Source organism: Streptomyces sp. NPDC096012, assembly GCF_040426375.1.
In the GTDB taxonomy this organism is placed as follows: domain Bacteria; phylum Actinomycetota; class Actinomycetes; order Streptomycetales; family Streptomycetaceae; genus Streptomyces.
Map to the genome: position 1 here is coordinate 176,035 of NZ_JBEOTD010000008.1, position 22,015 is coordinate 198,049.

20 protein-coding genes and 2 pseudogenes are annotated in these 22,015 nt (G+C 72.9%); 11 read left to right on the forward strand and 11 right to left on the reverse strand.

Annotated features, from left to right (window positions below):
• Positions 1 to 50: 50 nt before the first annotated feature.
• The gene (locus ABVB68_RS11515; RefSeq protein WP_353600823.1) at positions 51 to 881 is read right to left on the reverse strand and encodes an RNA-binding S4 domain-containing protein; all 831 of its coding nucleotides are present in this window, start codon (positions 879 to 881) and stop codon (positions 51 to 53) included.
• A gap of 583 nt (positions 882 to 1,464) precedes the next feature.
• On the opposite strand from ABVB68_RS11515, the gene ABVB68_RS11520 reads away from it, so the two are divergent.
• Entirely contained in the window at positions 1,465 to 2,214 is a 750-nt protein-coding gene (locus tag ABVB68_RS11520) for a uracil-DNA glycosylase (protein ID WP_353600824.1), read from the forward strand.
• 120 nt (positions 2,215 to 2,334) lie between these two features.
• On the opposite strand, the gene ABVB68_RS11525 is transcribed toward ABVB68_RS11520, so the two are convergent.
• Entirely contained in the window at positions 2,335 to 2,790 is a 456-nt protein-coding gene (locus ABVB68_RS11525; protein WP_353600825.1) for a GNAT family N-acetyltransferase, read from the reverse strand.
• Positions 2,787 to 2,939: a hypothetical protein gene (locus ABVB68_RS11530; RefSeq protein WP_353600826.1), complete on the reverse strand. Its 153-nt coding sequence runs from the start codon at positions 2,937 to 2,939 to the stop codon at positions 2,787 to 2,789. The genes ABVB68_RS11525 and ABVB68_RS11530 overlap by 4 nt, the downstream gene beginning before the upstream one ends.
• Before the next feature lie 676 nt (positions 2,940 to 3,615).
• Here ABVB68_RS11530 and ABVB68_RS11535 point away from each other — a divergent pair.
• The 5 genes and pseudogenes from ABVB68_RS11535 to ABVB68_RS11555 all read left to right on the forward strand — a co-directional run bounded on the left by ABVB68_RS11535 (position 3,616) and on the right by ABVB68_RS11555 (position 8,903).
• A complete protein-coding gene (locus ABVB68_RS11535) occupies positions 3,616 to 5,790 on the forward strand; it encodes an FUSC family protein (protein ID WP_503006077.1) in 2,175 nt (724 codons plus the stop codon).
• 166 nt (positions 5,791 to 5,956) lie between these two features.
• Positions 5,957 to 6,367, forward strand: a pseudogene (locus ABVB68_RS11540) (integrase core domain-containing protein); the annotation flags it as partial.
• Positions 6,368 to 6,377: 10 nt separating this feature from the next.
• A complete protein-coding gene (locus ABVB68_RS11545; RefSeq protein WP_353600828.1) occupies positions 6,378 to 7,544 on the forward strand; it encodes a cytochrome P450 family protein in 1,167 nt (388 codons plus the stop codon).
• Positions 7,545 to 7,907: 363 nt separating this feature from the next.
• Positions 7,908 to 8,549, forward strand: a complete 642-nt coding sequence (locus ABVB68_RS11550) for a DUF899 domain-containing protein (protein WP_353600829.1) — start codon at positions 7,908 to 7,910, stop codon at positions 8,547 to 8,549.
• Positions 8,550 to 8,726: 177 nt separating this feature from the next.
• Positions 8,727 to 8,903 carry a DUF8839 family protein gene (locus tag ABVB68_RS11555; RefSeq protein WP_353600830.1) on the forward strand — a complete coding sequence of 59 codons (177 nt, stop codon included), beginning with the start codon at positions 8,727 to 8,729 and terminating at the stop codon, positions 8,901 to 8,903.
• 88 nt (positions 8,904 to 8,991) lie between these two features.
• Here ABVB68_RS11555 and ABVB68_RS11560 read toward each other — a convergent pair whose 3' ends face one another.
• The 3 genes and pseudogenes from ABVB68_RS11560 to ABVB68_RS11570 all read right to left on the reverse strand — a co-directional run.
• Entirely contained in the window at positions 8,992 to 10,944 is a 1,953-nt protein-coding gene (locus ABVB68_RS11560) for an ABC transporter ATP-binding protein (RefSeq protein WP_353600831.1), read from the reverse strand.
• A 133-nt stretch (positions 10,945 to 11,077) separates the two neighbouring features.
• The gene (locus ABVB68_RS11565) at positions 11,078 to 11,476 is read right to left on the reverse strand and encodes a hypothetical protein (protein WP_503006078.1); all 399 of its coding nucleotides are present in this window, start codon (positions 11,474 to 11,476) and stop codon (positions 11,078 to 11,080) included.
• Positions 11,477 to 11,853: 377 nt separating this feature from the next.
• Positions 11,854 to 12,498 (reverse strand): annotated as a pseudogene (locus ABVB68_RS11570) (ATP-binding protein); the annotation flags it as partial.
• Positions 12,499 to 12,683: 185 nt separating this feature from the next.
• Here ABVB68_RS11570 and ABVB68_RS11575 point away from each other — a divergent pair.
• Positions 12,684 to 13,544 (forward strand): Sco1979 family transcriptional regulator, encoded by an 861-nt coding sequence (locus ABVB68_RS11575; protein WP_353600833.1) that lies wholly within the window; start codon positions 12,684 to 12,686, stop codon positions 13,542 to 13,544.
• Positions 13,545 to 13,799, forward strand: a complete 255-nt coding sequence (locus ABVB68_RS11580) for a DUF397 domain-containing protein (protein ID WP_353600834.1) — start codon at positions 13,545 to 13,547, stop codon at positions 13,797 to 13,799.
• Between the two features lie 197 nt (positions 13,800 to 13,996).
• Here the strand turns inward: ABVB68_RS11580 and ABVB68_RS11585 are convergent, their stop codons facing one another.
• Positions 13,997 to 15,484, reverse strand: a complete 1,488-nt coding sequence (locus tag ABVB68_RS11585; protein ID WP_353600835.1) for a glutamate synthase subunit beta — start codon at positions 15,482 to 15,484, stop codon at positions 13,997 to 13,999.
• Between the two features lie 172 nt (positions 15,485 to 15,656).
• On the reverse strand, positions 15,657 to 16,370 hold the full coding sequence (locus ABVB68_RS11590; protein WP_353600836.1) for a DUF2293 domain-containing protein: 714 nt from the start codon (positions 16,368 to 16,370) through the stop codon (positions 15,657 to 15,659).
• 136 nt (positions 16,371 to 16,506) lie between these two features.
• On the opposite strand from ABVB68_RS11590, the gene ABVB68_RS11595 reads away from it, so the two are divergent.
• Complete coding sequence (locus tag ABVB68_RS11595) at positions 16,507 to 17,139, forward strand: nucleoside/nucleotide kinase family protein (protein WP_353600837.1); 633 nt, start codon at positions 16,507 to 16,509, stop codon at positions 17,137 to 17,139.
• A 51-nt stretch (positions 17,140 to 17,190) separates the two neighbouring features.
• On the opposite strand, the gene ABVB68_RS11600 is transcribed toward ABVB68_RS11595, so the two are convergent.
• Positions 17,191 to 18,318, reverse strand: a complete 1,128-nt coding sequence (locus ABVB68_RS11600) for a magnesium and cobalt transport protein CorA (protein ID WP_353600838.1) — start codon at positions 18,316 to 18,318, stop codon at positions 17,191 to 17,193.
• Between the two features lie 197 nt (positions 18,319 to 18,515).
• On the opposite strand from ABVB68_RS11600, the gene ABVB68_RS11605 reads away from it, so the two are divergent.
• Complete coding sequence (locus ABVB68_RS11605) at positions 18,516 to 19,310, forward strand: methyltransferase domain-containing protein (RefSeq protein WP_353600839.1); 795 nt, start codon at positions 18,516 to 18,518, stop codon at positions 19,308 to 19,310.
• A gap of 308 nt (positions 19,311 to 19,618) precedes the next feature.
• On the opposite strand, the gene ABVB68_RS11610 is transcribed toward ABVB68_RS11605, so the two are convergent.
• Together ABVB68_RS11610 and ABVB68_RS11615 are read right to left on the reverse strand one after the other, a co-directional pair.
• The gene (locus ABVB68_RS11610) at positions 19,619 to 20,593 is read right to left on the reverse strand and encodes a carbohydrate kinase family protein (protein WP_353600840.1); all 975 of its coding nucleotides are present in this window, start codon (positions 20,591 to 20,593) and stop codon (positions 19,619 to 19,621) included.
• Positions 20,578 to 21,486 (reverse strand): pseudouridine-5'-phosphate glycosidase, encoded by a 909-nt coding sequence (locus tag ABVB68_RS11615; RefSeq protein ID WP_353600841.1) that lies wholly within the window; start codon positions 21,484 to 21,486, stop codon positions 20,578 to 20,580. The genes ABVB68_RS11610 and ABVB68_RS11615 overlap by 16 nt, the downstream gene beginning before the upstream one ends.
• Positions 21,487 to 21,583: 97 nt before the next feature.
• Here ABVB68_RS11615 and ABVB68_RS11620 point away from each other — a divergent pair, with 97 nt between their 5' ends.
• Positions 21,584 to 22,015 (forward strand): VOC family protein, encoded by a 432-nt coding sequence (locus ABVB68_RS11620; RefSeq protein ID WP_353600842.1) that lies wholly within the window; start codon positions 21,584 to 21,586, stop codon positions 22,013 to 22,015.

A 22,015-nucleotide genomic window follows, 5' to 3' on the forward strand; every position in this document is an offset into this window, starting at 1 on the left:
ATTCGTTCCGCCCGCGGGTGCCTCCCGGTTCCGTAGGACCCGCGGGTGCCTCATGTTCCGCCCGACCCGCGGGTGCCTTCCGTCCCGCCGGACCCGGGTCTGTTTCCTCTTCCACCGGCCCTCGGGGAGCTGCCCCGCCCAGCGGAGCCACCGGGACCGGCTGAACCGCGGGAGCCACCCGAACCGCGGGAACCACCCCGCCCACCTGATCGATCTGCTCCACCCGACTTGGCTGCACCGTCTGACTTCGCTGCGCTGCCCGGCGCCCCTTGGGGCCCGGTGCCGCCTCGGCCGACAAGGCCGCCGGGACCGCCGAGCCCGGCGAAGCCGAACCCTCCGGTGCCGGCCGCACCGCCGAGGCTGCGGAGGCGTTCGATTTCGCGGCGGTCCCGCTTGGTGGGGCGGCCGGCGCCCCGATCGCGGATACCGGCTGGGGCGACGGCCTCGCGGGGCGGCGGCGGAGGGGAGTTGTCGATGTAGCACTGGGCGGCCACGGGGGCCCCGACCCGTTTGCGGATCAGGCGCTTGACGATCACGATCCGTTCGCGGCCCTCGTTCCGCAGACGCACCTCGTCGCCGATGCGCACGGAGTATGCGGGCTTCACCCGCTCGCCGTTCACGTGCACATGTCCGCCACGGCAGGCGGCGGCGCCCAGGGAACGCGTCTTGATCAGGCGTACGGCCCATATCCAGCTGTCGATGCGGACCGTTTCGCCGTTGGCCGGCCCCGCGGCCTCGGCGGCGGCCAGCGCAGCGGCGATCCCGGGATCGAGCGGTTGGCCGGCCGAGGCGCCGGTGCCCTCGGCACCCCGGGCGGGGTTCGTCTCGTCCGGCTCGCCGGTGCCATGGTTCAGGTTCTCGTCCGCGTCCTCGGCAACCATGCTCCGACCCTAACGCTCCGGGGCGCGGGCCCCGGCCGGAATTTCCCGGCGCCGCACACAGCGCCGCCGCCCACCGACATCCCGCCCACCCACATACCGCCCTCCTTGCACCTCCTTGCACCCCGGCGTCCTGGCACCCCGTCTCCCGTCCTCCCGGGTCCCCGTCCTCCCGGGTCCCCGTCCTCCCGGGCCTCCCGTCCTCCCGGGTCCCCACCCTCCCGGGCCCCCGTCCTCGCGGTCTCCCGGGCCCCCGTCGTCCCGGTCTCCCGGGCCCCGTCGTCCTGGTCTCCCGGCCCCCGGTCCTCCCGTCTCCCGTCTCCCGTCCTCCCCGCACCGCATCCCGGAACAGCCACCCTCACCCCTTCCCACTCCCACCCCCGTCCGCTCGCACCCTGCGCCCTCGGACCGCCCCGGGCGGCTGGTCCGGACCCGGCGTTCACGGCTGGACCAGACCCGGCCGCCCGGCGTTCACGGCTGGACCAGACCCCCCTGACGCGTCCTGAGCCCCTCACCTCGTCGCATTCGTCGGCCGGTCTCCCATGGAGCGCATCGGCTCGTGCAGGTCGGGGCATACGGTGGCGGTATGGACGACAGCAGCGCCCTCGCCCGGCTCGATCGGCGCGTCGCGGGCTGCCGGGCCTGTCCTCGGCTGGTCGAGTGGCGTGAGGAGGTGGCCCGAACGAAGCGGGCCGCGTTCGCGGACTGGACGTACTGGGGCCGGCCCGTACCCGGCTTCGGACCGGCCGACGCCCGGCTGGTGATCGTCGGGCTGGCCCCCGCCGCGCACGGCGGCAATCGCACCGGACGGATGTTCACCGGTGACCGGTCCGGAGACGTGCTCTACCAGGCGTTGTACGACGTGGGGCTCGCCTCGCGGCCCACTTCCGTGAGTATCGACGACGGCCTGGAGCTGTACGGCGTCCGTGTCACCGCCCCCGTGCACTGCGCCCCGCCCGCCAACAAGCCGACGCCCGGCGAACGCGACACCTGCCGCCCCTGGCTGCTCCAGGAGCTGAAGCTGCTGCGCCCGACGTTGCGAGCCGCGGTCGTCCTGGGTGCCTTCGGCTGGCAGGCGGCGTTGCCCGCGTTCGCGGAGGCGGGCTGGACCGTGCCCCGCCCCCGCCCGGCCTTCGCCCACGGCACCCGGGTCGCCCTGAAGGCCGCCGGCGGCTCGGACACCTCGGCCGGTTCGCAGGCCTCGGCCGCCTCGGGGGGCCTGGACGTGTTCGGCTGCTTTCACGTCAGCCAGCGCAACACCTTCACCGGCCGGCTCACCACCGAGATGCTGCGTGACGTACTGCGCACGGCGGCAGACGCGGCCGGCCTGGCGTAGGCCGCACGGCAGCCGAACCGCAGCCGCACCAGCCCCCGGCCGCACCGCACCAGCCCCCCAGCCGCACCGCACCAGCACCCCGGCTGGACCCGGCCCCGAAGGCGGATTCCGCCGGGGCCCTCAGGGTCGCCAGACGTAGCGCACGTCCGGCTCCCGCTCCTCGTTGCCGCTGCCGTCGGTGAACTCGACGGCGGCGAAGCCGTGGCGCTCGTAGAAGCGGTGGGCGGGCTTGTTGACCTGGAAGGTCCACAAGGTCAGTCCGCCCGGGCTGCGGTCCTTGGCCAGTGCGACGAATCGGTCCCCGAGGCCACGCCCCCGCCACCCGGGATCCAGGTACAGCTGCGACAGCATGTCGCCCGCGAGCACCATCAGGCCGACGATCCCGGCCCCGGACGCCTCCGCAACCCAGGTCTCCCGCATGGGCACCACGACGTCCCGGAAGTACTCCCGCACGTCGTCGTCGGTGCGCGGCCGGACCACCGTGGGCAGCGCGGCGGCGAACGAGCGCAGCCAGACGTCTGCGGCGGCACGGGCGTCGGCCGCGACGGCCCGGCGCAGTACGACAGCGTCCGTCACCGGTCGTCGTCCTTCATCGGCACCACGGCCGTCGCCGCGACCTCCACCGGCTGCCCGGCGTACGCAAGACGGGCAACGCCGAGAAGCGCGGGGGCGCGCGAGGAGGTGGGCGGCGGAAAGAACCTCGGTACGGTCAGACGCCGGATCATGGCGGCTCCTCGGTCGGTCGGGGAACAGGGTGTCAACTTGCCGATCCTCCAAGGTCCGTACCGCCGCGCGCACCTCGTTTTCCGACCGCCGTACGCACTTCGTCCTCGACGACCGTACGCACCTCGTTCTCCGACCGCCGTCGTACTTCGTCCTCGACGCCCCTACGCACCTCGTTCCTCGACGCCCCTACGGACCTCGTTCCCCGACGGCCGTACGTACTTCGCTTTCCGACGCGCGGCCCCACCCCAGGGCCCCACTCCCTGTTCCAGGCCGCCCGCCCCTTTCCCGCTCCCCACCCGCCGGAATCAAGTCGCCCCCGGCCGACCCGCCCTCCACGCTCCCTCCCCGCACCCCGACAGGAGGACCGCGTCAACACACCGACGCAGTTGCGGTCCGGAGACGGCGGCCCCCGGAAAACGGGTCGGCAGACGGTGGCCCCGAGAGACAGGACACGACACGTCACGGCGGTATCGAGACGGCGGAGTTGCGTTCATAAAGAAGGCGGCCGCTCAGGGCATCTTTCACCTCCCCGAAACATGATCGTCCCATTTGCCCGGGGAACGCGCCTTACGCTGGACAGCACACCCCACCGCACCACCCCGTGCTTCCCGTGGGGACACCGCCCGGCCACCGTCGTCCGAAGGCGCACCCTGCCCTCGTACGAACAGGAGCCCCGTGTCCCGGCCCGCCGTGCCCCCTTGGCTCGCCCATGCCCTCCGTGCCCAGCGAGGTCCCGTTCCCTGGAGCGCGGTGACCCGGGGCGGGCTAGCCGCCGGGCCGTTGCTGCTCGCCGGTGTGCTCGGCGGACGGACTCCCGACGGGGTGGTCGCCGCGGTCGCCGCGATGCTCGCCGGGATCATCGACCGGCCCGGCAGCCGACGTGCCTCCGTCAAGGGGCTCGGGGTCCCCGCCCTGGCCGGCGCCCTGGGGCTGCTGGTGGGCACGTATGCCGGGCAGGTGCTGACCGCCGTACCGCTGACCCTGGCGCTCACCGTGCTCGGACTGCTCGCCGGAGGCGTCAGCGCGGTCGGGCCCGTCGCCTCCGCGGCGAGCACACAGCTGCTCGTCACCGCCGCCCTCGGAGCCGGGATGCCGGCGGCCGAGAGCGGCTGGCAGCGGGCCCTCGCCTTCCTCGCCGGCGCCGGCTGGCTGATCCTGCTGCGGCTCGTCCTGCCCTCGCCCGGTTCGCTCACCGGGGACTTCCGCTTCGACGGCGAGCGGAAGGCGGTCGCCGACGTGTACGACGCGATCGCGGCCCTCCTCGACGCCGTGGGCGGTACGCGGGCCCCCGACCGGCGGGTCGCGCTGACCGCCGCCCTCGACCACGCCCAGGACGCCCTCGCCGGTCCGCGGCTGCGCCGGTTCGCCGGCTCCGCCGCCGAGCGCCGGCTGCGCGCCCAGTACGCCGCCGCGCTGCCGCTGGCCGAGGCCGCCACCGCCCTGTACTGGGCGGGGGAGCCCGTCGCGGCGCGCGCGGCGGAGGGGCCCCGGCGGCTCGCCGGCGCCGTCCGCGGCAACACGGGTACCGGACCGCTGCCCGCCCCGCAGCGGTCCGAGTCCGCGCTGCGCGCCCTCGACGACGCCCTGCTGCGTGCCGCCGAGGCCTTCGACCGCGGTGAGGACGCCCAGCGCCGGCCGCTCCTTGCCTTCGGCCGCGGTGAGGACGCCCAGTACCGGCCGTTCCTCGCCTTCGGCCGTGGTGAGGACGCCCAGCGCCGGCCGCTCCTTGCCTTCGGCCGCCGTGAGGATGCCCAGCGCCGGCCGTTCCTCGTCTTCGGCCGTGGTGATGACGCCCAGCGCCGGCCGCTCCTGCGCCGCCGCGATCCCCGCGACACCCGGCAGGGACCGCTCCTGAGCCCCCGTAGTCTCCACGGCGCCCGTCACCAGCCGTTCGCCCGCAGCCACGATCTTCGCGAGGCCCGCCACCGGCCGCTCCGGCGGCACCACGACTTCCGCGACGACCGTCACCGGCCGCTCGTCCGCCGGCGTGGTCTCCGTGACGCCGGGAGCGCCGCGTTCGGCGCCGGCGGACGCGAGTACGGACTGCGGGTCGCCCTCTGCTTCGGCGGCAGCGTGGCGATCGCCCAGGCCCTGCACCACACACGCTGGTACGGGCACCACGCCCACTGGTACTGGCTGCCCGCCACCGCCGTCTTCCTGGTCAAGCCCGACCTGGGACCGCTCGCCTCCCGCGTGCTGTGCCGGGCGGCCGGAACCGTGCTGGGCGCCCTGGTCTTCGCGGGTCTCGCCGCGCTGCTGCCCCACCCGGCGGGGCTCATCGCGCTGGTCGCGCTGTGCGGGGCGGCCCTCCCGGTCGCCACCCGGCACTTCGCCGCCCTGACCACCGTGATCACGGTCCTCGTACTCGCCCTGCTGATGACCGGCGGGGAGCCGCAGGCCTCCGTCAGCCGGATCGGCGAGACGCTGCTGGCCTGCGCGCTCGTCCTCGTCGTCGGGCATCTGCCGATGCCGGGGCAGCGCGGTGGCGGGGTGCGGGCCCGGTTGTCCGTGGCCGAGGGTGCCGCGCACGCCTATCTCTTGCACGTCCTCGGCGAGTCCGGCGACCGCACCGAGCGGTGGGGGCTGCGGCGTGCGGCGTACCGGGCCCTTGCCGAGGCCCGTGCCGCCATCGCGGTCGCCGCGGCCGAACTCCCCGCGCTCGCCCGGCACACCGAGGGCACGGACGCCGTCGCGGACGTCCTGGAGCGGCTCGTGGACACCACCACCGCCTGCGCCGTACACCTCGACGACGCCGGACGGCTCACCCCACGGCACGTCCGTCGGCTGCGGGAGGCACTGGGGGAGCTGGAGATGCGGGGTGTACGGGTGCCGTTGCCCCTGGCGGCGTAGAACGCCCGCCGGCCCCGCCGCTCCGCTGGCCCACCGGCTCACCGGCACACCGGTCTTACGCCCCCGGCCCACCTTGCGTCCCCGGGTCCTCCGACGGCACGGTGCTCCTCGTGCTTGCGCCCTCGGGGCCCCGAGGACACGGTGCTCGTCGTGCTGCGCCCCCGGGTCCCGGCCCGCGTACAGCGAGGTTCTGACCGACGAACGCAAAGAAACCGCGGCCTCCTTCTGGCAGCGCGCGAATACCCTCTTCGCCGAGCACGGCATCACCGTCGAGCGCGTCCTCACCGACAACGGCTCCTGCTGCAGATCCCGCCTGTTCGGCCAGACTCTCAGCGCCACCGGCATCGTCCATGAGCGCACGCGCCCCTATCGCCCGCAGACGAGCGGCAAGGTGGAGCGCCTGAATCGCACCCTGCTCGACGAATGGGCATACGTGCGCCCGTACTCCAGCAACGCCGAACGCACCGAAGCCCTGACGGACTTCCTCCACACCTACAACCACCACCGGTGCCACACCGCACTTGACGGCCAACCACGCATCAGCCGCGTCAACAATCCTGCGGGTCACTACAACTAGGCTTCCTGCCATGGACCTTGCGGACGGCCTCCTCGAACGCCCCTACGACGTCTACCGGCGACTGCGCGAAACCGCGCCCGTGCACCGCATCACGGGACCCGACGGCACCCCCGCCTGGCTGGTCACCCGGTACGACGACGTACGGGCCGCCCTCGCCGACCCACGCCTGTCGCTCGACAAGCGGCACGCCACGCCGGGCACCTACAAGGGCTTCTCCCTGCCGCCCGCCCTCGACGCCAACCTCCTCAACATGGATCCGCCGGACCACACCCGCATCCGGCGACTGGTCGGCCGCGCCTTCACCCCGCGCCGGGTCCGGCAACTGCGCGAGCCGATCCGCCGTACCGCCGACCGGCTCCTCGACGCCCTCCCGCCGCACGGCGCAACCGACCTGATCGCCTCCTACGCGGCTCCGCTGCCGATCACCGTCATCTGCGACCTGCTCGGCGTCCCGGAGGAGCACCGGCTGGACTTCCGGATCTGGACGGACACCCTGATCGCCCCCGACCCGGCCCGCCCGCAGGCCGCACGTGAATCCGTGGCCGCCATGCTCGGCTTCTTCACCCGCCTCCTCGCCGCCAAGCGGGCCGAGCCCGCCGACGACCTGCTCTCCGACCTGATCGCCGTACGCGACGAGGGCGACCGGCTGAGCGAGGACGAGCTGATGTCACTGGCCTTCCTCATCCTCTTCGCCGGGTACGAGAACACGGTCCAGCTCATCGGCAACTGCGTGCTCGCTCTGCTCCGGCACCCCGACCAGCTCGCGGAGCTGCGCAAGAGCCCGGAACGGATCCCGGCCGCGGTCGAGGAGTTGATGCGGTACGAGGGTCCCGCCCTGCTCGCCATCCGCCGCTTCGCGATCGAGGACGTGACCATCGCCGGGGTCACCGTCCCGGCCGGCGAGACGGTCTGGGTGTCCCCCTCGTCCGCCGACCGCGACCCCGCCCGGTTCCCCGCCCCCGACCGGCTCGACCTCTCCCGGGACGCCGCCGGCCACCTCGCCCTCGGCCACGGCATCCACTTCTGTCTCGGGGCCCCGCTGGCCCGCGCCGAGACGGAGATCGCCCTGGCGGCCCTGCTCGAACGGCTCCCCGAACTCGCGCTGGGCGAGGGGGAGCTGCGCTGGAGGCCGTCACTGCGCGCGCGGGGCCTGGCGGCGCTGCCGGTGACGTTCTGACCCCCCTGCTGCTCCCACGACCGCCTTCCGGCCGCCCGCCCGACTGCCTTTCGCTTCTCCTTCGACCACTCCGGCTGACCCCGGGGTTGTCTTCCGGCCGCTCCGGCTGACCCCGCCGCTGTTCTCCGGCCGCCGCTCCGGCTGACCCCGGGGTTGTCTTCCGGCCGCTGCTGCGGCTGCTCCGGCTGACCCCGCCGCTGTCTTCCGGCCGCTGCTCCGGCTGACCCCGCGGCCGAGGCGGCCGGAAAGTGGCGGAGGAGCAGCCCTCGGCGAAAGTGTCGAAAAAAAATCTCCGCGGACAGCGATGAGTTCCGTATCCGACGACGGTCACCACCGTGAACCGACCGTCGGACAGGAGGGCCCATGTCGCTACCGGAGATCGTCTCGCGCGAGCGGTGGCGCGCGGCGCGCGCGGAGTTGCTGCGCAAGGAGGAGGCGGTCAGAAGGGCACAGGAGGCACTGGGCGCCGAGCGGCGCGCGCTGCCCATGGTCGAGGTCGACCCGGAGTACCTCTTCGAGGGGGGCGACGGCAAGGCCACTCTCCTGGACCTCTTCGAGGGGCGGTCCCAACTCGTCGTCCACCACTTCATGTTCGCCCCGGAGTGGGAGGCCGGCTGCGCCTGTTGCGCGGCGTTCCTCGACCAGGTCGGCCACCTCGCCCATCTGCGCGCCCGGAACACCTCGTTCGCCGCCGTCTCCCGGGCGCCGTTCACCCGCATTCTGCCGTTCAAGGCGCGGATGGGCTGGGCGGTGCCCTGGTATTCCTCGGGGCACAGCGACTTCAACGCCGACTTCGGGGCCACCGTGGAATCCGGCGGGGAACCGGTCGAGCGGCCGGGTGTCAGCTGTTTCCTGCGCGACCGCGACCGCGTCTTCCACACCTATTCGGTGTACGACGACGCACTGGACGGACTCGGCACCCTCGGCGGGCTCCTCGACCTCACCGCGCTGGGCCGCAGCCCCCTGGGCAGCGACCAGTTGCGCCTTCACGACGAGTACGAATAATTACGGATGGTCACTCGTTCCGAACCGGAAGATGCACTTCGTGTCACCGTGTGAACGGACCCTCACGGTCCGCGCCGAACAGGTGTCGAGAATGTCTCAGTCCCGTCACTGAGCGAGCCCTTTCGCCTTTCCAGAGCGTTAACTCCTTACACGTACGACGCTTTCTGGAGGTGCGAGATGGTGAACGGGCGAACAGTGCTCGAACGCTTTTCCGCCGGTGGCCCGCGGGGATCCTGGCCCGCGGAGGAGTTCGCCCACGCGCGGCGGCTGGAAGGCCTGCCCGCGGAAGTCGTCATGGACCTCGCGACGGACACGTTCCTCGTGATCGTGCGCGGTGCGGACGTCGCCGAGTGATGCGCGGAGCCGGCTCCGGGTGCGCAGGCCGACGCCGTGAGGAGCGCGGCCGCCGGGTGAGATGGAGGGCGGGCGCGGGCCGGCCGGTTCAGGCCGGCTTCGGCGCCGGGATCTTCCGGACCTTCGTCGTGAACTGCTGAGCCTGGAGCGCGTACAGCTCGGCGTAGACCCCGCCCTTCGCCAGCAGTTCGTCCGGAGCGCCGGACTCCACCAGCCGCCCGTGCTCCAGCACGTGCACCAGATCGGCGTGCCGGACCGACGCCAGCCGGTGGGTGATCAGGACGACCGTCTGCCCGCTGCCCGCCAGCGCCCGGATCTTCTCGAACACCTCCAGCTCGGCCCGCGCGTCCAACGCCGCGGTCGGCTCGTCCACGATCAGGATCTGCCCGCGCCGGTACGCGGCGCGGGCGATGCCGAGCCGCTGCCACTGGCCGCCGGACAGCTCGTGCCCGCCGCTGAAGACACGGGCCAGCAGCGTGTCCAGACCGCGCGGCAGATCCGCGACCACCTCCTCGGCCCCCGCCTCGGCGATCGACGCGTTCAGCCGCTCCTCGGTCAGGGGCGCGGAGGACCGGCCGACGGCCACGTTCACCCGGGCGGTGAACGGCCACCTCTTGAAGTCCTGCGCCACCATCGCGATCCGCTCGGCGAGCAGCCGCCGGTCGGCCCGCGCGGCGTCGACCCCGTCCCACAGGATCCGGCCCCGGTCCGGTGTGTACAGGCCCGCGAGCAGCTTGACCAGGGTCGTCTTGCCCGAGCCGTTCTCGCCGACGAGGGCGATGATCTGGCCCAGCGGGAGCGTGAGGGTGACATCGTCCAGGGCGGGCCGGGGCGCATCACCCGGGTAGCCGAACGTGACGTTCTCGAAGCGGATCTCCTTCGGGTCCTCCGGAAGGGCCTCCCCGCCCGCCGGAATGGCCCGCTCGGCCGCCTCCACGTACATCCGCTGCAGGTCGGCCACGAAGAGGGCCTCCTCGTGCAGCTGGTTGACCTCCAGCACCAGCGTGTCCAGGCTCGACGTCCCGGTACGGATCGCCAGCACCGCCGTACCGGCCACGGACAGGGCCATGGCACCGGCCAGCAGCAGCGCACCCAGGGTGGCGTAGGTCGCGAGGGTGGCGAGGCCCGTCCAGGCCGCGGCGATCAGGCCGGTACGGGCGGCGAGCCGGGACAGCCGGGCCTGCTCCGCCTCCGCCGTCTCCGACATCGAACGGAAGTGGCGCAGCAGGAACGGGCCCACCCCGTGCACCCGGATCTCCGGAGCGGCGCCCGGCTCGGTGAGCAGGCTGCTGATCAGCTGGCCGGCCCGGGCATGCTGCACCCAGGTGTGGAACGACTCGTAATGGCGCCGGGCGTTGGTCAACGCGCTCCAGGCGCTGGGCAGGGTCATGGTCGTCAGCAGCGGCAGCAGCGCCGGATGCAGCACGGTCAGCACGCCCGCCGCCGCGACCAGCGAGATCATCGCGTTGATCACCCGGGCGCTGTAGGCGATCATGTGCCGGGCCGACCGGGCGCCGTACTGCGCCGTGTCCAGCAGTTTGTGGAAGGCGTGGTCCTCGATCGCGGCCAGCTCCACATTGGCGGCGCGCTCCAGGTACAGCTCGGTCGCCACCCGCTCCACCTTGGGCTCCAGCCGCCCGGTGGCGTAGACGGAGGCGGCCCGCAGCAGCGCGGCCACCAGCATGACCGCGGCCACGATGACCAGGGCGGGCATGGCCGTGCGCAGCCGCTGCGGGATGTCCGGGCCGGTGAGCAGCCTGCCGAGTGCGCTGTTCACGGCCAGTAGGCTCACCGCCTGGGCGGCGCCCCGGCCCACTTCGGCGGCCAGCACGATCCACGCGGCCCGCGCATCGGCCTGCCGGGCCAGCCGCAGGCTCGACACCAGCATGCCGGGCAGCCGGGACAGCATCGTCCGGAAGCTCAGTTGCAGGAAGGAGTCCGCGTGCTTGTTCCAGCCCGTGTCGTACCGCAGCGGCCCCCCGAACAGCAGCCTTTCCGACTCCGACACCGCGGGCTCGGCCGCCCCCCGCCTCTTGTGCACCGTGACCTCCCGGACCGTGACGGAACGGCCACTATCGCGGAGCCCACAGTGCCTGGGCAGGGCGCGAGCGGACGCACACGGGGGCGCGGAAGGGGCGCGATCCGTGGCCCGTGGGGAGGAGCGGGCGCGGCCGTTACGCCGGTACGGCCCTCGACCAGTCGGGACTGGTCCCCGTCACCCGGCACAGGGCCAGGTAGAGCGGGATGGGCGGGGTGTACGGGACCGTGCCCCCCGGCTGGTGGATCAGCCGCGCGGCACCGGTGACCAGGGCACCGGGCGTGTAGTGGGCGGGGGACGGCCAGGGCAGGGCGTAGTCCGAGTCCGCCGGAACGATCCACCACCAGTGGGTGCCGTCCGCGTACACGCAGCCCAGGCGGGGCAGCCGAGGTGCGACCAGCGGGCCGAGGCGGGCGGGTACGGCGACGGCGTCACAGCCGAGCGGAGCGGTCATGCCCTCCGGCATCGGCAGCCGGCGGGTGGCGTCCGGTGCCGGGCGCCGGCGCTGCAGCCGTACCAGGGTGTCCAGACCGATCGGCCCCTCCGGCCCACCGGAACCACCGCGCCCGTCGCATTCGTTGGGACCGCGGTATCCGTTGCGCCCGCCGTCCGCGCCGAGCCCGCCGTCCGTGTCGTACCGGTTGGGTCCGTCGGTGCCGCTGGTGCGGGTCATGGCTGCTCCCCGGTGAGGTGCTGCTCCGGGGTCCGGCGCAGTGGCTGGGCAGGGGCGCCGAGCAGGGGCTGCTCCGCGGTGCGGCGCCGGTGCGGTTCCGGGGCCGGGTGCGTGGACTGGTCGGGTGTCCGGTGCCGGTGGTGGTCCAGTCCGCCGTGACCGCTGTGACCACGCTGCTCCGGGGCCCGGTGCGGGGACTGGGCCGGGGCGTGGTGCGGAGGCTGGACCGGGGCGTGGTGCCGGTGCTGGTCCGGCGGCCGGCGGCGGGCCTCGGCAGGGTCGTCGTCGCCGGAGTCGTCCGGGCGGCCCGGCTTGGGGCGGGCGCCCCACCCCAGATCGCCGCGCGGCTCCGCGGCGTCCTCGGCCGTGTCGCCGCCGCGGGCCAACTCGGCCCAGACCAGCAGCCCCGGGCCGTGTTCCTGCACACCCCAGGCGTGACTCAAGGCCCCGACGAGGAGCAACCCCCTCCCGTGCTCCTCGTCGGGCCGCTGTGGGGAGGGGTGAGGTTCGCCGGAGGCACAGCCCTCGTCTCGTACGGCTATGCGCACCGTGTCGTCACGGTCGTGCAGTTCGCACACCACACGACCGCTCGCGGTGTGCACGATGGCGTTGGTGACCAGCTCGGATATGACGAGGGCCGCGCTGTCGCAGGTGTCCGCGCACACCGCCCAGCCGGTCAACCGGGCATGCGCAAGGCGTCTCGCCTGGGCGACGGAACCCGGATGTGCGGCCAGCTCGAAGCGGAACCGGCGCTGCGCGGCGGCCCCCTGAGGGGCTGCTCCCGCTGCGGCACCGAGACCGGAACGGTCTGCGGCGGCGTCTGTTCCTAAGGGCGCGGACGGAATCACGCTTGCCACTATCTCCCCGCCGTGAACACTTGGCAAGTGTCACTCTGAAAAATGCAGAGTGCTGTGTGACTCGGTCGGAGGCCGTGGCAGACTGCTCGCAACAGCACTTCGCGCGGCGCCAATTGGGGTCTTCGAAGACCGGACCGGTCTTCGAATGTGTCTTCGAATGGCGCCGTAGGGCTGTCAGGAAACTTTCAGGTGGAGCCGGTGGAGGTGAGAGCGTGAGCGAACCGCGGTCCGCGCCGACCGTGGGCCAGGTGGTCCTCGGTCGGCGCCTGCTGGACCTGCGGGAACGCGCCGGGCTGAAGCGCGAGGAGGCCGCCCGCGTCCTCCGTGTCGCGCCCGCCACCGTCCGCCGCATGGAGATGGCCGAGGTCTCCCTCAAGATCCCGTACCTGCAACTGCTGCTGAAGGCGTACGGGGTTCCGGACGACGAGGCCGAGATCTTCGTCCAACTGGCGGAGGAGGCCAACCGGCCCGGCTGGTGGCAGCGGTTCCACGACATCCTGCCGGGCTGGTTCTCGATGTACGTCAGCCTGGAGGGCGCGGCCAGCCTCATCCGCTCCTACGAGCCGCACTTCGTCCCCGGCCTGCTCCAGACCGAGGACTACGCGCGCGGTGTGCTCAGGTCCGGTGCCATCGGCCAGACGAGCCCGGAAGACATCGAGCGTCATGTCGCGCTGCGCATGCAACGCCAGGAACTGCTCACCCGTCCCGACGCGCCCCGCTTCTGGGCCGTGATGGACGAGACCGCCCTGCGCCGCCCGGTCGGCGGACCGGAGGTGATGCGCGCCCAGATCGACAGGTTGCTCGAGGCCACGAAGCTGCCCCATGTGACGCTCCAGGTCGCCCCGTTCGTCAACGGGCCGCACCCGGGGACCTACGGGCCCTTCGTGCTGTTCCGATTCGCCATGTCGGAACTGCCGGACATGGTCTACAGCGAGTACCTGACCGGCGCCGTCTACCTGGACGCGCGCACCGAGGTGGCGACCCACCTGGAGGTCATGGACCGCATGGCGGCCCAGGCCGCTACGGCACAACGCACGAAGGAGATTCTCCGGGATCTCCGCAAGGAGCTGTGAATGGATCGCATCAAGCCGCGCGCCCGCGTCTACAACGGCATGCCCGCGCGGGATTTGGGCAGCGAGGGGTGGCACAAGCCCTGGAGCGGCGGTAACGGCGGGAACTGCCTGGAGGCGATGAAGCTGGCCGACGGCCGGATCGCGGTGCGCCAGTCGACCGACCCGGACGGGCCGGCGCTGATCTACACCATGGCCGAGATGACCGCGTTCATCGAGGGTGCCAAGGCGGGGGAGGCCGACTTCCTGCTCTCCTGAACGTGCCGACGGCCCGGCCGCCCCGAGCCGACGGACTTGCATATGGCTGGCTTCTCTTGCTCATCTTGATTGCGACTTGCTTCCGACATGACCGATCAACGCGCCGGCCTCCACGACGTGCCGCCTGACGGAACGGGATCCGACGAACACCGGGACCGGCGCCCCGCCCTCACGCCTCGACCGGCCGATTCCTGCCGTCACACCCTCATCGGCCGATCCCTCGGAGAGACCGGCGCCGGCAGTCGTGAACTCCCCGTGAGATACAGGTCGACGGCCGCCGCCACCGCCCGCCCCTCCGCTATCGCCCACACGATGAGCGACTGCCCGCGCGCCGCGTCACCGGCGGCGAACACGCCCGGCACATTGGTCGCGAAGCCGTCGTCCCGGGCGATCGTGCCGCGCGGGTCGAGCGCCAGCCCCAGCTGCTCGATCAGCCCGTCCCCCTGGTCGGGCCCGGAGAACCCGAGCGCGAGCAGCACGAGGTCGACTGGGAGCGTCCGCTCGGTGCCGGGCACCGGCACCCGCCGCTCGTCGACGTCTACGACCCGCAGCGACGTGACGTGCCCGCTGTCGTCCCCGCCGAAGCGGAGCGTGGACGCCGCGAACAACCGCGCGTCCGCGTCCGCCGCCGGTGCCGAACAGAGATCCCGTGCCTCTTCGTGCGCGGCCGACAAGCGGTAGATCTTCGGGTACGTCGGCCACGGCTCGGTGTCCTCGTCGCGCCCGGCACCCGGCTGCGCGTAGATGTCCAGCTGGGTCACGGTCGCCGCCCCCTCGCGCAGCGCCGTCCCCAGACAGTCCGCCCCGGTGTCCCCACCGCCGATGATCACGACGTCCCGGCCGGCCGCCGACAGCGGTGACGCCTCCAGATCCCCCTCCTGCACCCGATTGGCCAGCGGCAGATACTCCATCGCCTGGTGTATCCCTTTCAACTCCCGGCCCGGCACCGGAAGTTCCCGCCACGCCGTCGCCCCGGTGGCGATCACCACGGCGTCGTACCGGGTCCGCAGATCCGCCGCCGGGACATCCCGCCCGACCACCGTCGACGGACGGAACTTGGTCCCCTCGGCCCGCATCTGCTCGATCCGCCGCTCCAGGTGCCGCTTCTCCATCTTGAACTCGGGGATGCCGTACCGCATCAGCCCGCCGATCCGGTCGTCCTTCTCGAACACGGCGACCGTGTGCCCCGCCCGGGTCAGCTGCTGCGCCGCGGCGAGCCCCGTCGGCCCGGAGCCGATGACCGCGACCGCCTTCCCCGAAAGCCGTTCGGGGGGCCGCGCCACGGTGAAGCCCTCCTCCCACGCCCGGTCGGCGATCGCGCATTCGACGTTCTTGATGGTGACGGCCGGCTGGTTGATCGCCAGCACACACCCCGCCTCACAGGGTGCCGGACACAGCCGCCCGGTGAACTCGGGAAAGTTGTTGGTCGCGTGCAGCCGGTCGCTCGCGGCCCGCCAGTCCTCCCGCGAGACCAGGTCGTTCCATTCGGGGATGAGATTGCCCAGGGGACAGGCGTCGTGGCAGAACGGGATGCCGCAGTCCATGCACCGGTCGGCCTGCTTGCTGATGATCGGCAGCAGCGCCCCCGGGACGTACACCTCGTCCCAGTCCCGCACCCGCTCCTCCACCGGCCGCCGTGCCCACTCCTCGCGCGGCGTGTTCATGAACCCCTTGGGATCGGCCATGATCGTCTTCCTCGCGTACGGGCCCCGGGGACACCGGGTGTACGACGGCCGTGCGTCATCGGGCGGCACTCCTCCGGCCACGATACGTCCGCGCCGACAGCCGCGCAGAAGCACGACGGCGCCCAAGATCACGCGAGTGCCGGCACGCGTGCCCGAGCCGGGCGCCACGGACCTAGCAAGCGCGGTCGCCCTCCTCCTCGTCCTCCCCGGCCCGGTGCCACGCCCGGACCACGCCCTCCACGGCCGGCGCTGTCCGGCGCCGCGCCTCGTACCGCGGCACCCCGCTCATCAGCAGCCGGTCGTACGGCGTGTCCACATGCCGTACGGCCGCCACGACCGCGGAGACCACCGCGCTCTCGGACAGCGCCCGCCCGGCCGCGCTGCGCCCGACCCGCCCACTGCCCCGCATCGCCGCGTGCGCCGCGATCGCCCGGGCCCGCTCGGCCGGGCAACCGGGAAACAGGCGGAGGATCTCCGCGGCGAACGCCGCCACGAACCGCTCGTCCTCCACTTCCCGCCGCCGCGCGTCCCGCGCCCTGCGGCGCCGCCGGGCCTCCGCATCCGCCAGGCACTGTTCCTCCGCCCGGGCCAGCGCCGCCTCCTCCACGAGGACGCCCTGCCGTTCGTAGCGGCTCTTTCGCCGGTTGAACCGGACGACCACCACCGACAGCGTGCTGCCCTCCCGGGACCTGCGGGTCAGCGCCGTGTCGCCGCGCGGCAGGAAGACCAGGTGCCCGAGATCGGCGCAGTCCAGGCAGTGCGGTGCCCCGTCCTCCAGCACCAGCAACGACAGCGGACCGCGTCGGCAACCGGCACACCGCTTCGCCCTGAGAGGCTGGATGGCGACAAGCCGACCGGGGGAGGATGGAGTTGCGGGAAGCGCCATACGCGGTACTTTCCCCGCCGCGGCCCACGTCTCCCCTCATCACTCATCGTCCACGGTCCCGGTCCCGGTCCCGGTCCCGGCCCACGCCCTCTCCCTCCTTCCCCTTCCGCCCGGCCCACCCGGCATCATGGGCCGTGTGCGACTCGAAGCGATCACCTGGGACCGGCTCGCCGACCGGCTCGCCGACCGTCTGATCGGCCTGGAGCTGGCCGATGGGGGCGCCTGGCCGCGTGCCGGCTTCGACGGAGCACCGGCCGCCCGTCCCGGAGACCTGGCCGAGCGGGTCGGTCAGGCGCTGCGCGTGCGTGGCCGGCCTTCGCTCGTGATCGGCACCGAGGGATTCCTGCGCCCCGCCTCGCTGCGCCTGGAACACGGCCGGCGGGACGCGGAGTCGTACTACAGCGGATGGTTCGACACCAGCGCCCTGTGGCGCGAGGTCTTCGGCCCGCTCGACCCCGGAGGCAACGGGCGGCTCCTGCCCGACCTGTGGGATCCGGCCACCGACCGGGCCACTCGCACCCCCTACGTCCAACTCCCGCCCGGCGGAATCCTGTTGCTCCATGGCCCGCTCCTGCTGCACCACTGGTTTCCGTTCGACCTGACCGTGCACGTCCTGCTGTCCCCTGGTGCGCTCCGCCGCCGGACCCCCGAGGCCGATCACTGGACGCTCCCCGCCTTCGAGCGCTACGAGTCCGAGGCCGACCCCGCCGGCACGGCGGACGTCCTGGTGCGCGCCGACGACCCTCGCCACCCCGCATGGGGCGGCTGACCCGGGCAGAAGGCCGGTCCAGAGCCCCTGGCGAACCCCTTCTCGTCCGTGTCAGAGCCAGCCGTTGCGCCGGAAGCCCCGGTACAGCGTCAGACACGCCCCCGCCATCACGGTCATGACCAGCGGATAGCCGAAACTCCAGTGCAGCTCCGGCATGTGGTCGAAGTTCATGCCGTAGACCCCGCACACCATCGTCGGTACGGCGATGACCGCGGCCCATGCCGTGATCTTGCGCATGTCCTCGTTCTGGGCGACGGTCACCTGCGCGAGGTGGGCCTGCAGAATGGAGTTGAGCAGTTCGTCGAAGGCGGCGATCTGGTCCTTTGCCCGTATCAGATGGTCGAGCACGTCCCGGAAGTACGCCTGTATCTCCGGGGCCACGACCCGGATGGGCCGGGTGGCCAGGTCCTCCACCGGCCGGCCCAGCGGCACCACCGCCCGCTTCAGTTCCAGCAGTTCCCGCTTCATCTGGTAGATGCGGCCCGGGTCCACCCGTGCACCGATCTCCGAGAACACCGCCGTCTCCACCAGGTCGATGTCGTCCTGCACCGCGTCCGTGACGTTCAGGTAGTCGTCGACGACATGGTCGGCGATCGCGTGCAACACCGCCGCCGGCCCCTTCGCCAGCTGCCGGGGATCCGACTCCAACTCCTCGCGCAGCGGCCCCAGCGAGCCGTGCCGGCCGTGGCGCACCGTGATGACGAAGTCCGCACCGACGAAGGCCATGATCTCGCCGGTGTCCACCACTTCACTGGTCGCCGTCAGCTGTTCGTGCTCCACATAACAGACCGTCTTGAACACCGCGAACAGCGTGTCCCCGTAGTGCTCCAGCTTCGGGCGCTGGTGTGCCTCGACCGCGTCCTCCACGGCCAGCGGATGCAGGTCGAACAACTCCGCGATGCCGCTGAACTCGCGGGCCGTCGGCTCGTGCAGTCCGAGCCAGACGAACCCCTCACCGGTCTTGCGCACGAGCCGCACGGCGTCCACCAGGTCGGCGCACTCGGGCACGCGCACGCCGTCCTGGTACATCACGCAGTCCACCACCGACGAGCCCAGCGGTGACCTGGCGGGATGGCTCAGGTCCACGCGCGGCCGCCGCCGGGCCAGCCGCGCCACCTTGCGCAGGCCACCGACCCCGCCCAGCCCCGTGACCTTCCGCAGATTCCCTGCCATGGACATCTGGATCTCCTCGCGTGGATCTCCTCGCTCGACGCCCTCGCGCCTTGCCCGGCAAGTCTGCCAGTCCGCGACGCAGTGCGGGAAAGCCTGTGGGAACAGCAGGTTCCGCTTGTCCGCCGCCTGTGGAAAACGTTTGGACGAGGGGCGAAGAGGCCGGCCGGCCCGGGGCTGTCAGGCCGACTGGAATCATGCACGGCATGACACGCGACGACGGGTACCTCCTGGACAACCGGCAGAGCGAGGCGGGCCGGCGCTTCGACGCCTTCGCCACCCTCTTCGATCCCACGACCTTCCGGCACATCGAAGGATTCGGCATCCGAGCCGGCTGGCGCTGCTGGGAGGTTGGCGCCGGCGGCACCTCCGTGGTGTCCTGGCTCGCGACGAAGGTGGGGCCGGCCGGCAAGGTCGTCGCCACCGACATCGACACCTCGCGGCTCATGCCCGTGGCCGATCGGCCGGTGGACATCCGCGTCCACGACGTGGGGACCGAGGAACCGCCGGGGGAGGGCTTCGACCTGGTCCACGCCCGCCTCGTCCTGGTCCACGTCCCGGACCGGGAAAGGGCGTTGCGCTCCATGGTGCGGGCGCTGCGGCCCGGCGGACGGCTGCTGATCGAGGACGCCGACCCCGCTCTGCAGCCTCTGATCTGCCCCGACGAGCACGGCCCCGAGCAGCGGCTCGCCAACCGGCTTCGCCGGGGCTTCCGCGAACTGCTCGCCGCGCGCGGGGCTGATCTGTCGTACGGCCGCAAGCTCCCGCGGCTGCTGCGCGAGGCCGGTCTGCGGGAGGTCGCGGCCGACGCATACTTCCCCGTGACCTCGCCCGCCTGTTCGGCGCTGGAGGCCGCGACGGTCCGTCAGATCCGCGACCGGCTCGTCACGGCGGGCCTGGCCACCGAAGAGGAGATCGACCAGCACCTGGCCGACGTCGAGTCCGGCCGCATGGACCTGGCCACGGCGCCGATGATCTCCGCGTGGGGCACAAAGGCGTGACCGACGGCCGGTCACACGCCCGACGGTCCCCGCGGGTCCGTGACAAACCTCGCCGTAACCGTCCGCCCGTCACCGCGGGTCCGTGACAAACCTCGCCGTAACCGTCCGCCCGTCCCCGCGGGTCCGTGACAAACCTCGCCGTAACCGTCCGCCCGTCCCCGCTGCGCCGCCATCCTCCGGCCGGCACAGCCTCGCGTGACCCTCCGGCCCTCCCCGCCCGGCCGTCGCGGCCTCCCCGGCACCGCACAGCTGTCGCTGCCTCTCCGGCACCGCCCGGCCGGCCACCGACGACCCGCCGGTCCCGGCCTTCAAGTCGCCTCCGGTCGCACGAGCGCGGCACCGTCCCGGCCGCCGCCTCCCGGAAGCGGTGGTCTTCCGCCTACGTGCCGTACCGCCTCCGCCCCGGCAAGGCACCCGCGTCGCGCCGCCTCCCGCGGATCCGCGCCGGAGAGCAGGGCGGCGAGGAACGCTCCCGTGAAGGCGTCGCCCGCGCCGGTGGTGTCCCGAGGGGCCGCCGACACGGCCGGAACCCGGGCGTCCACGGTGCCGGAACGCGCCACCAGCGCCCCGTCGGCCCCCGCCTTGGCCACCACCAGCGGAACCAGACGGCTCAACTTGGCCGCCGCGTCCACCGGGTCCGACAACCCCGTCAGCACACAGGCCTCGTCCCGGCTGGGCAGCAGCACGTCCAGCCCCTGCGCGAACGCCAGGAAACGATCCACCCCCAGCTCCACCAGGAAGCCCGCCGACGCGGGATCCAGGCTGACCGGCACACCACGCGCGCGTGCGGCCGCGAGCGCCACCCCGGCGAATGCCCGGCCGGACTCGGAGAACAGCAGATAGCCCGACAGGTGCAACCGGCCGACGCCGTCCAGCAACGCGTCCGACCAGTCGCCGGGTGCGAGCCGCAGCGACGCCCCGCTGTCCGTGAGGAACGTGCGCTCGGCCGCCGCACCCGTGTCGACGAGGCAGATCACCGTCCCGGTCGGCGCCTCCGGGTCGACCACCAGCCGCGGCCGCACTCCCGCCGCCACCAGTTCCCGCTCGTGCCACGCGCCCGCGTCCGCGCCCACCCGCCCCAGCAGCCGTACGTCCGCGCAGCCCGCGTGGGCGGCCCAGCAGGCCACGTTGGCACCCGCGCCGCCCGGCAGTGTCCGGATCACGGCGGCCGTGTCGGTGCCGGCCGCGAGCGGGCCCCGGTGCCGGGCGACCACGTCCGTGACGACGTCCCCGACGACCAGCAGCCCGCCGTGGCGTCGTCCCGCCGTCACCTCCCGGTCCACGCCGCGGCGATCCGTGCCGCCAGCCGCACGTTGCCGCGCACGGCCGCCAGGTTGGCGCTCAGCGAGGCGCCGTCCGTGTGCCGGACCAGGTGGTCCAGCAGGAAGGGGGTCACCGCCTGCCCGGTGATGCCCTGTTCAGCGCAGGCGGCGAGCGCGTCGGCGAGCACGCGTGCGTGCAGCTCGGGATCGAGCTGTTCCGCCTCCGGAACGGGATGGGCGACGATCAGCGCCGACTCCGTACCGCCGAGGGCGTCCTGGGCGCGCATCACCGCGGCCACCTGCTCCGGACTGCTCAGCGTCCAGTCGACCGGGTGGCCCGAGTCCGACAGGTAGAAGCCGGGGAAGCGGTCCGTGCCGTACCCGGCGACGGCCACGCCCAGCGTCTCCAGCCGCTGCAGGGTCGCCGGCACGTCGAGGATCGACTTCACGCCCGCGCACACCACCGTGATCCGGGTGCGGGCCAGCAGCCCGAGGTCGGCCGACTCGTCCTGCGTCACCGTCCACTCCCGGTGCACACCGCCCAGGCCGCCCGTGGCGAACACCCGGACACCCGCCAGCGCGGCCAGCTGCGCCGTCGCCGACACCGTGGTCGCCCCGCTCGCCCCCGCCGCCACGGCGAGCGGCAGGTCACGGTGGCCGAGCTTGCGTATGCCCTCCTCGTTCGCGACCCGTTCCAGCTGCTCCTTGTCGAGACCGACCCGGGGATGCCCGTCGAGCACGGCGACGGTCGCGGGGACGGCCCCCTCGCGCCGCACCGCCTCCTCCAGCTCCAGCGCCACCTGCAGGTTGCGCGGGCGAGGCAGGCCGTGCGCGATGATCGTGGACTCCAGGGCCACCACCGGCCGCCGCGCGGCGATCGCCTCCCGGACTTCCTCCGACACCACCAGCACCATGTGCGCCTCCTGTCCGTCGGTCCTTCCTCATCTCTGGCGGGCGCCGGCCGCCGTTAAACGCTTGCGTTCCGTGGGGGAGGCCCACCAGCCTGATCGCATGACGAGCATGAGCACGCGCCTCGACCACGTGGTCCTGTGGGTGGCCGACCCCGTCGCCGCCGCCCGCTTCTACGAGGACGCCGTCGGTCTGGAACCCATCAGGGTCGCCGAGTTCACGGAGGGAAAGGTGACGTTCCCCTCCGTACGCGTCAACGAGGAGACGATTCTGGACCTGGCCCCGCACACCGCCGCGAAACTCATGGGGATGCTGCCGGGTTCGGCCGGCAGCGCTGGCCACCCCGTCAACCATGTCTGCCTGTCGCTGCCGTCCAGCGCCTTCGACGCACTGCGTGCCCGCCTTCAGGAACACGGCGTCCCGGTGACCGACATCGGCCACGACTCGTTCGGCGCCCGCGGCGAGGCCAGGCGCAGCTTCTACTTCCAGGACCCCGACGGCAATGTCTTCGAGGCCCGGCACTACGACGAGTAA

Excerpts from the sequence above, each read along its gene's own strand:
- ABVB68_RS11515 (WP_353600823.1), bottom strand. The coding sequence starts at position 881 with ATGGTTGCCGAGGACGCGGACGAGAACCTGAACCATGGCACCGGCGAG.
- ABVB68_RS11520 (WP_353600824.1), top strand. The coding sequence starts at position 1,465 with ATGGACGACAGCAGCGCCCTCGCCCGGCTCGATCGGCGCGTCGCGGGC.
- ABVB68_RS11530 (WP_353600826.1), bottom strand. The coding sequence starts at position 2,939 with ATGATCCGGCGTCTGACCGTACCGAGGTTCTTTCCGCCGCCCACCTCC.
- ABVB68_RS11545 (WP_353600828.1), top strand. The coding sequence starts at position 6,378 with ATGGACCTTGCGGACGGCCTCCTCGAACGCCCCTACGACGTCTACCGG.
- ABVB68_RS11550 (WP_353600829.1), top strand. The coding sequence starts at position 7,908 with ATGTCGCTACCGGAGATCGTCTCGCGCGAGCGGTGGCGCGCGGCGCGC.
- ABVB68_RS11555 (WP_353600830.1), top strand. The coding sequence starts at position 8,727 with ATGGTGAACGGGCGAACAGTGCTCGAACGCTTTTCCGCCGGTGGCCCG.
- ABVB68_RS11580 (WP_353600834.1), top strand. The coding sequence starts at position 13,545 with ATGGATCGCATCAAGCCGCGCGCCCGCGTCTACAACGGCATGCCCGCG.
- ABVB68_RS11585 (WP_353600835.1), bottom strand. The coding sequence starts at position 15,484 with ATGGCCGATCCCAAGGGGTTCATGAACACGCCGCGCGAGGAGTGGGCA.
- ABVB68_RS11590 (WP_353600836.1), bottom strand. The coding sequence starts at position 16,370 with ATGGCGCTTCCCGCAACTCCATCCTCCCCCGGTCGGCTTGTCGCCATC.
- ABVB68_RS11600 (WP_353600838.1), bottom strand. The coding sequence starts at position 18,318 with ATGTCCATGGCAGGGAATCTGCGGAAGGTCACGGGGCTGGGCGGGGTC.
- ABVB68_RS11605 (WP_353600839.1), top strand. The coding sequence starts at position 18,516 with ATGACACGCGACGACGGGTACCTCCTGGACAACCGGCAGAGCGAGGCG.
- ABVB68_RS11615 (WP_353600841.1), bottom strand. The coding sequence starts at position 21,486 with ATGGTGCTGGTGGTGTCGGAGGAAGTCCGGGAGGCGATCGCCGCGCGG.
- ABVB68_RS11620 (WP_353600842.1), top strand. The coding sequence starts at position 21,584 with ATGACGAGCATGAGCACGCGCCTCGACCACGTGGTCCTGTGGGTGGCC.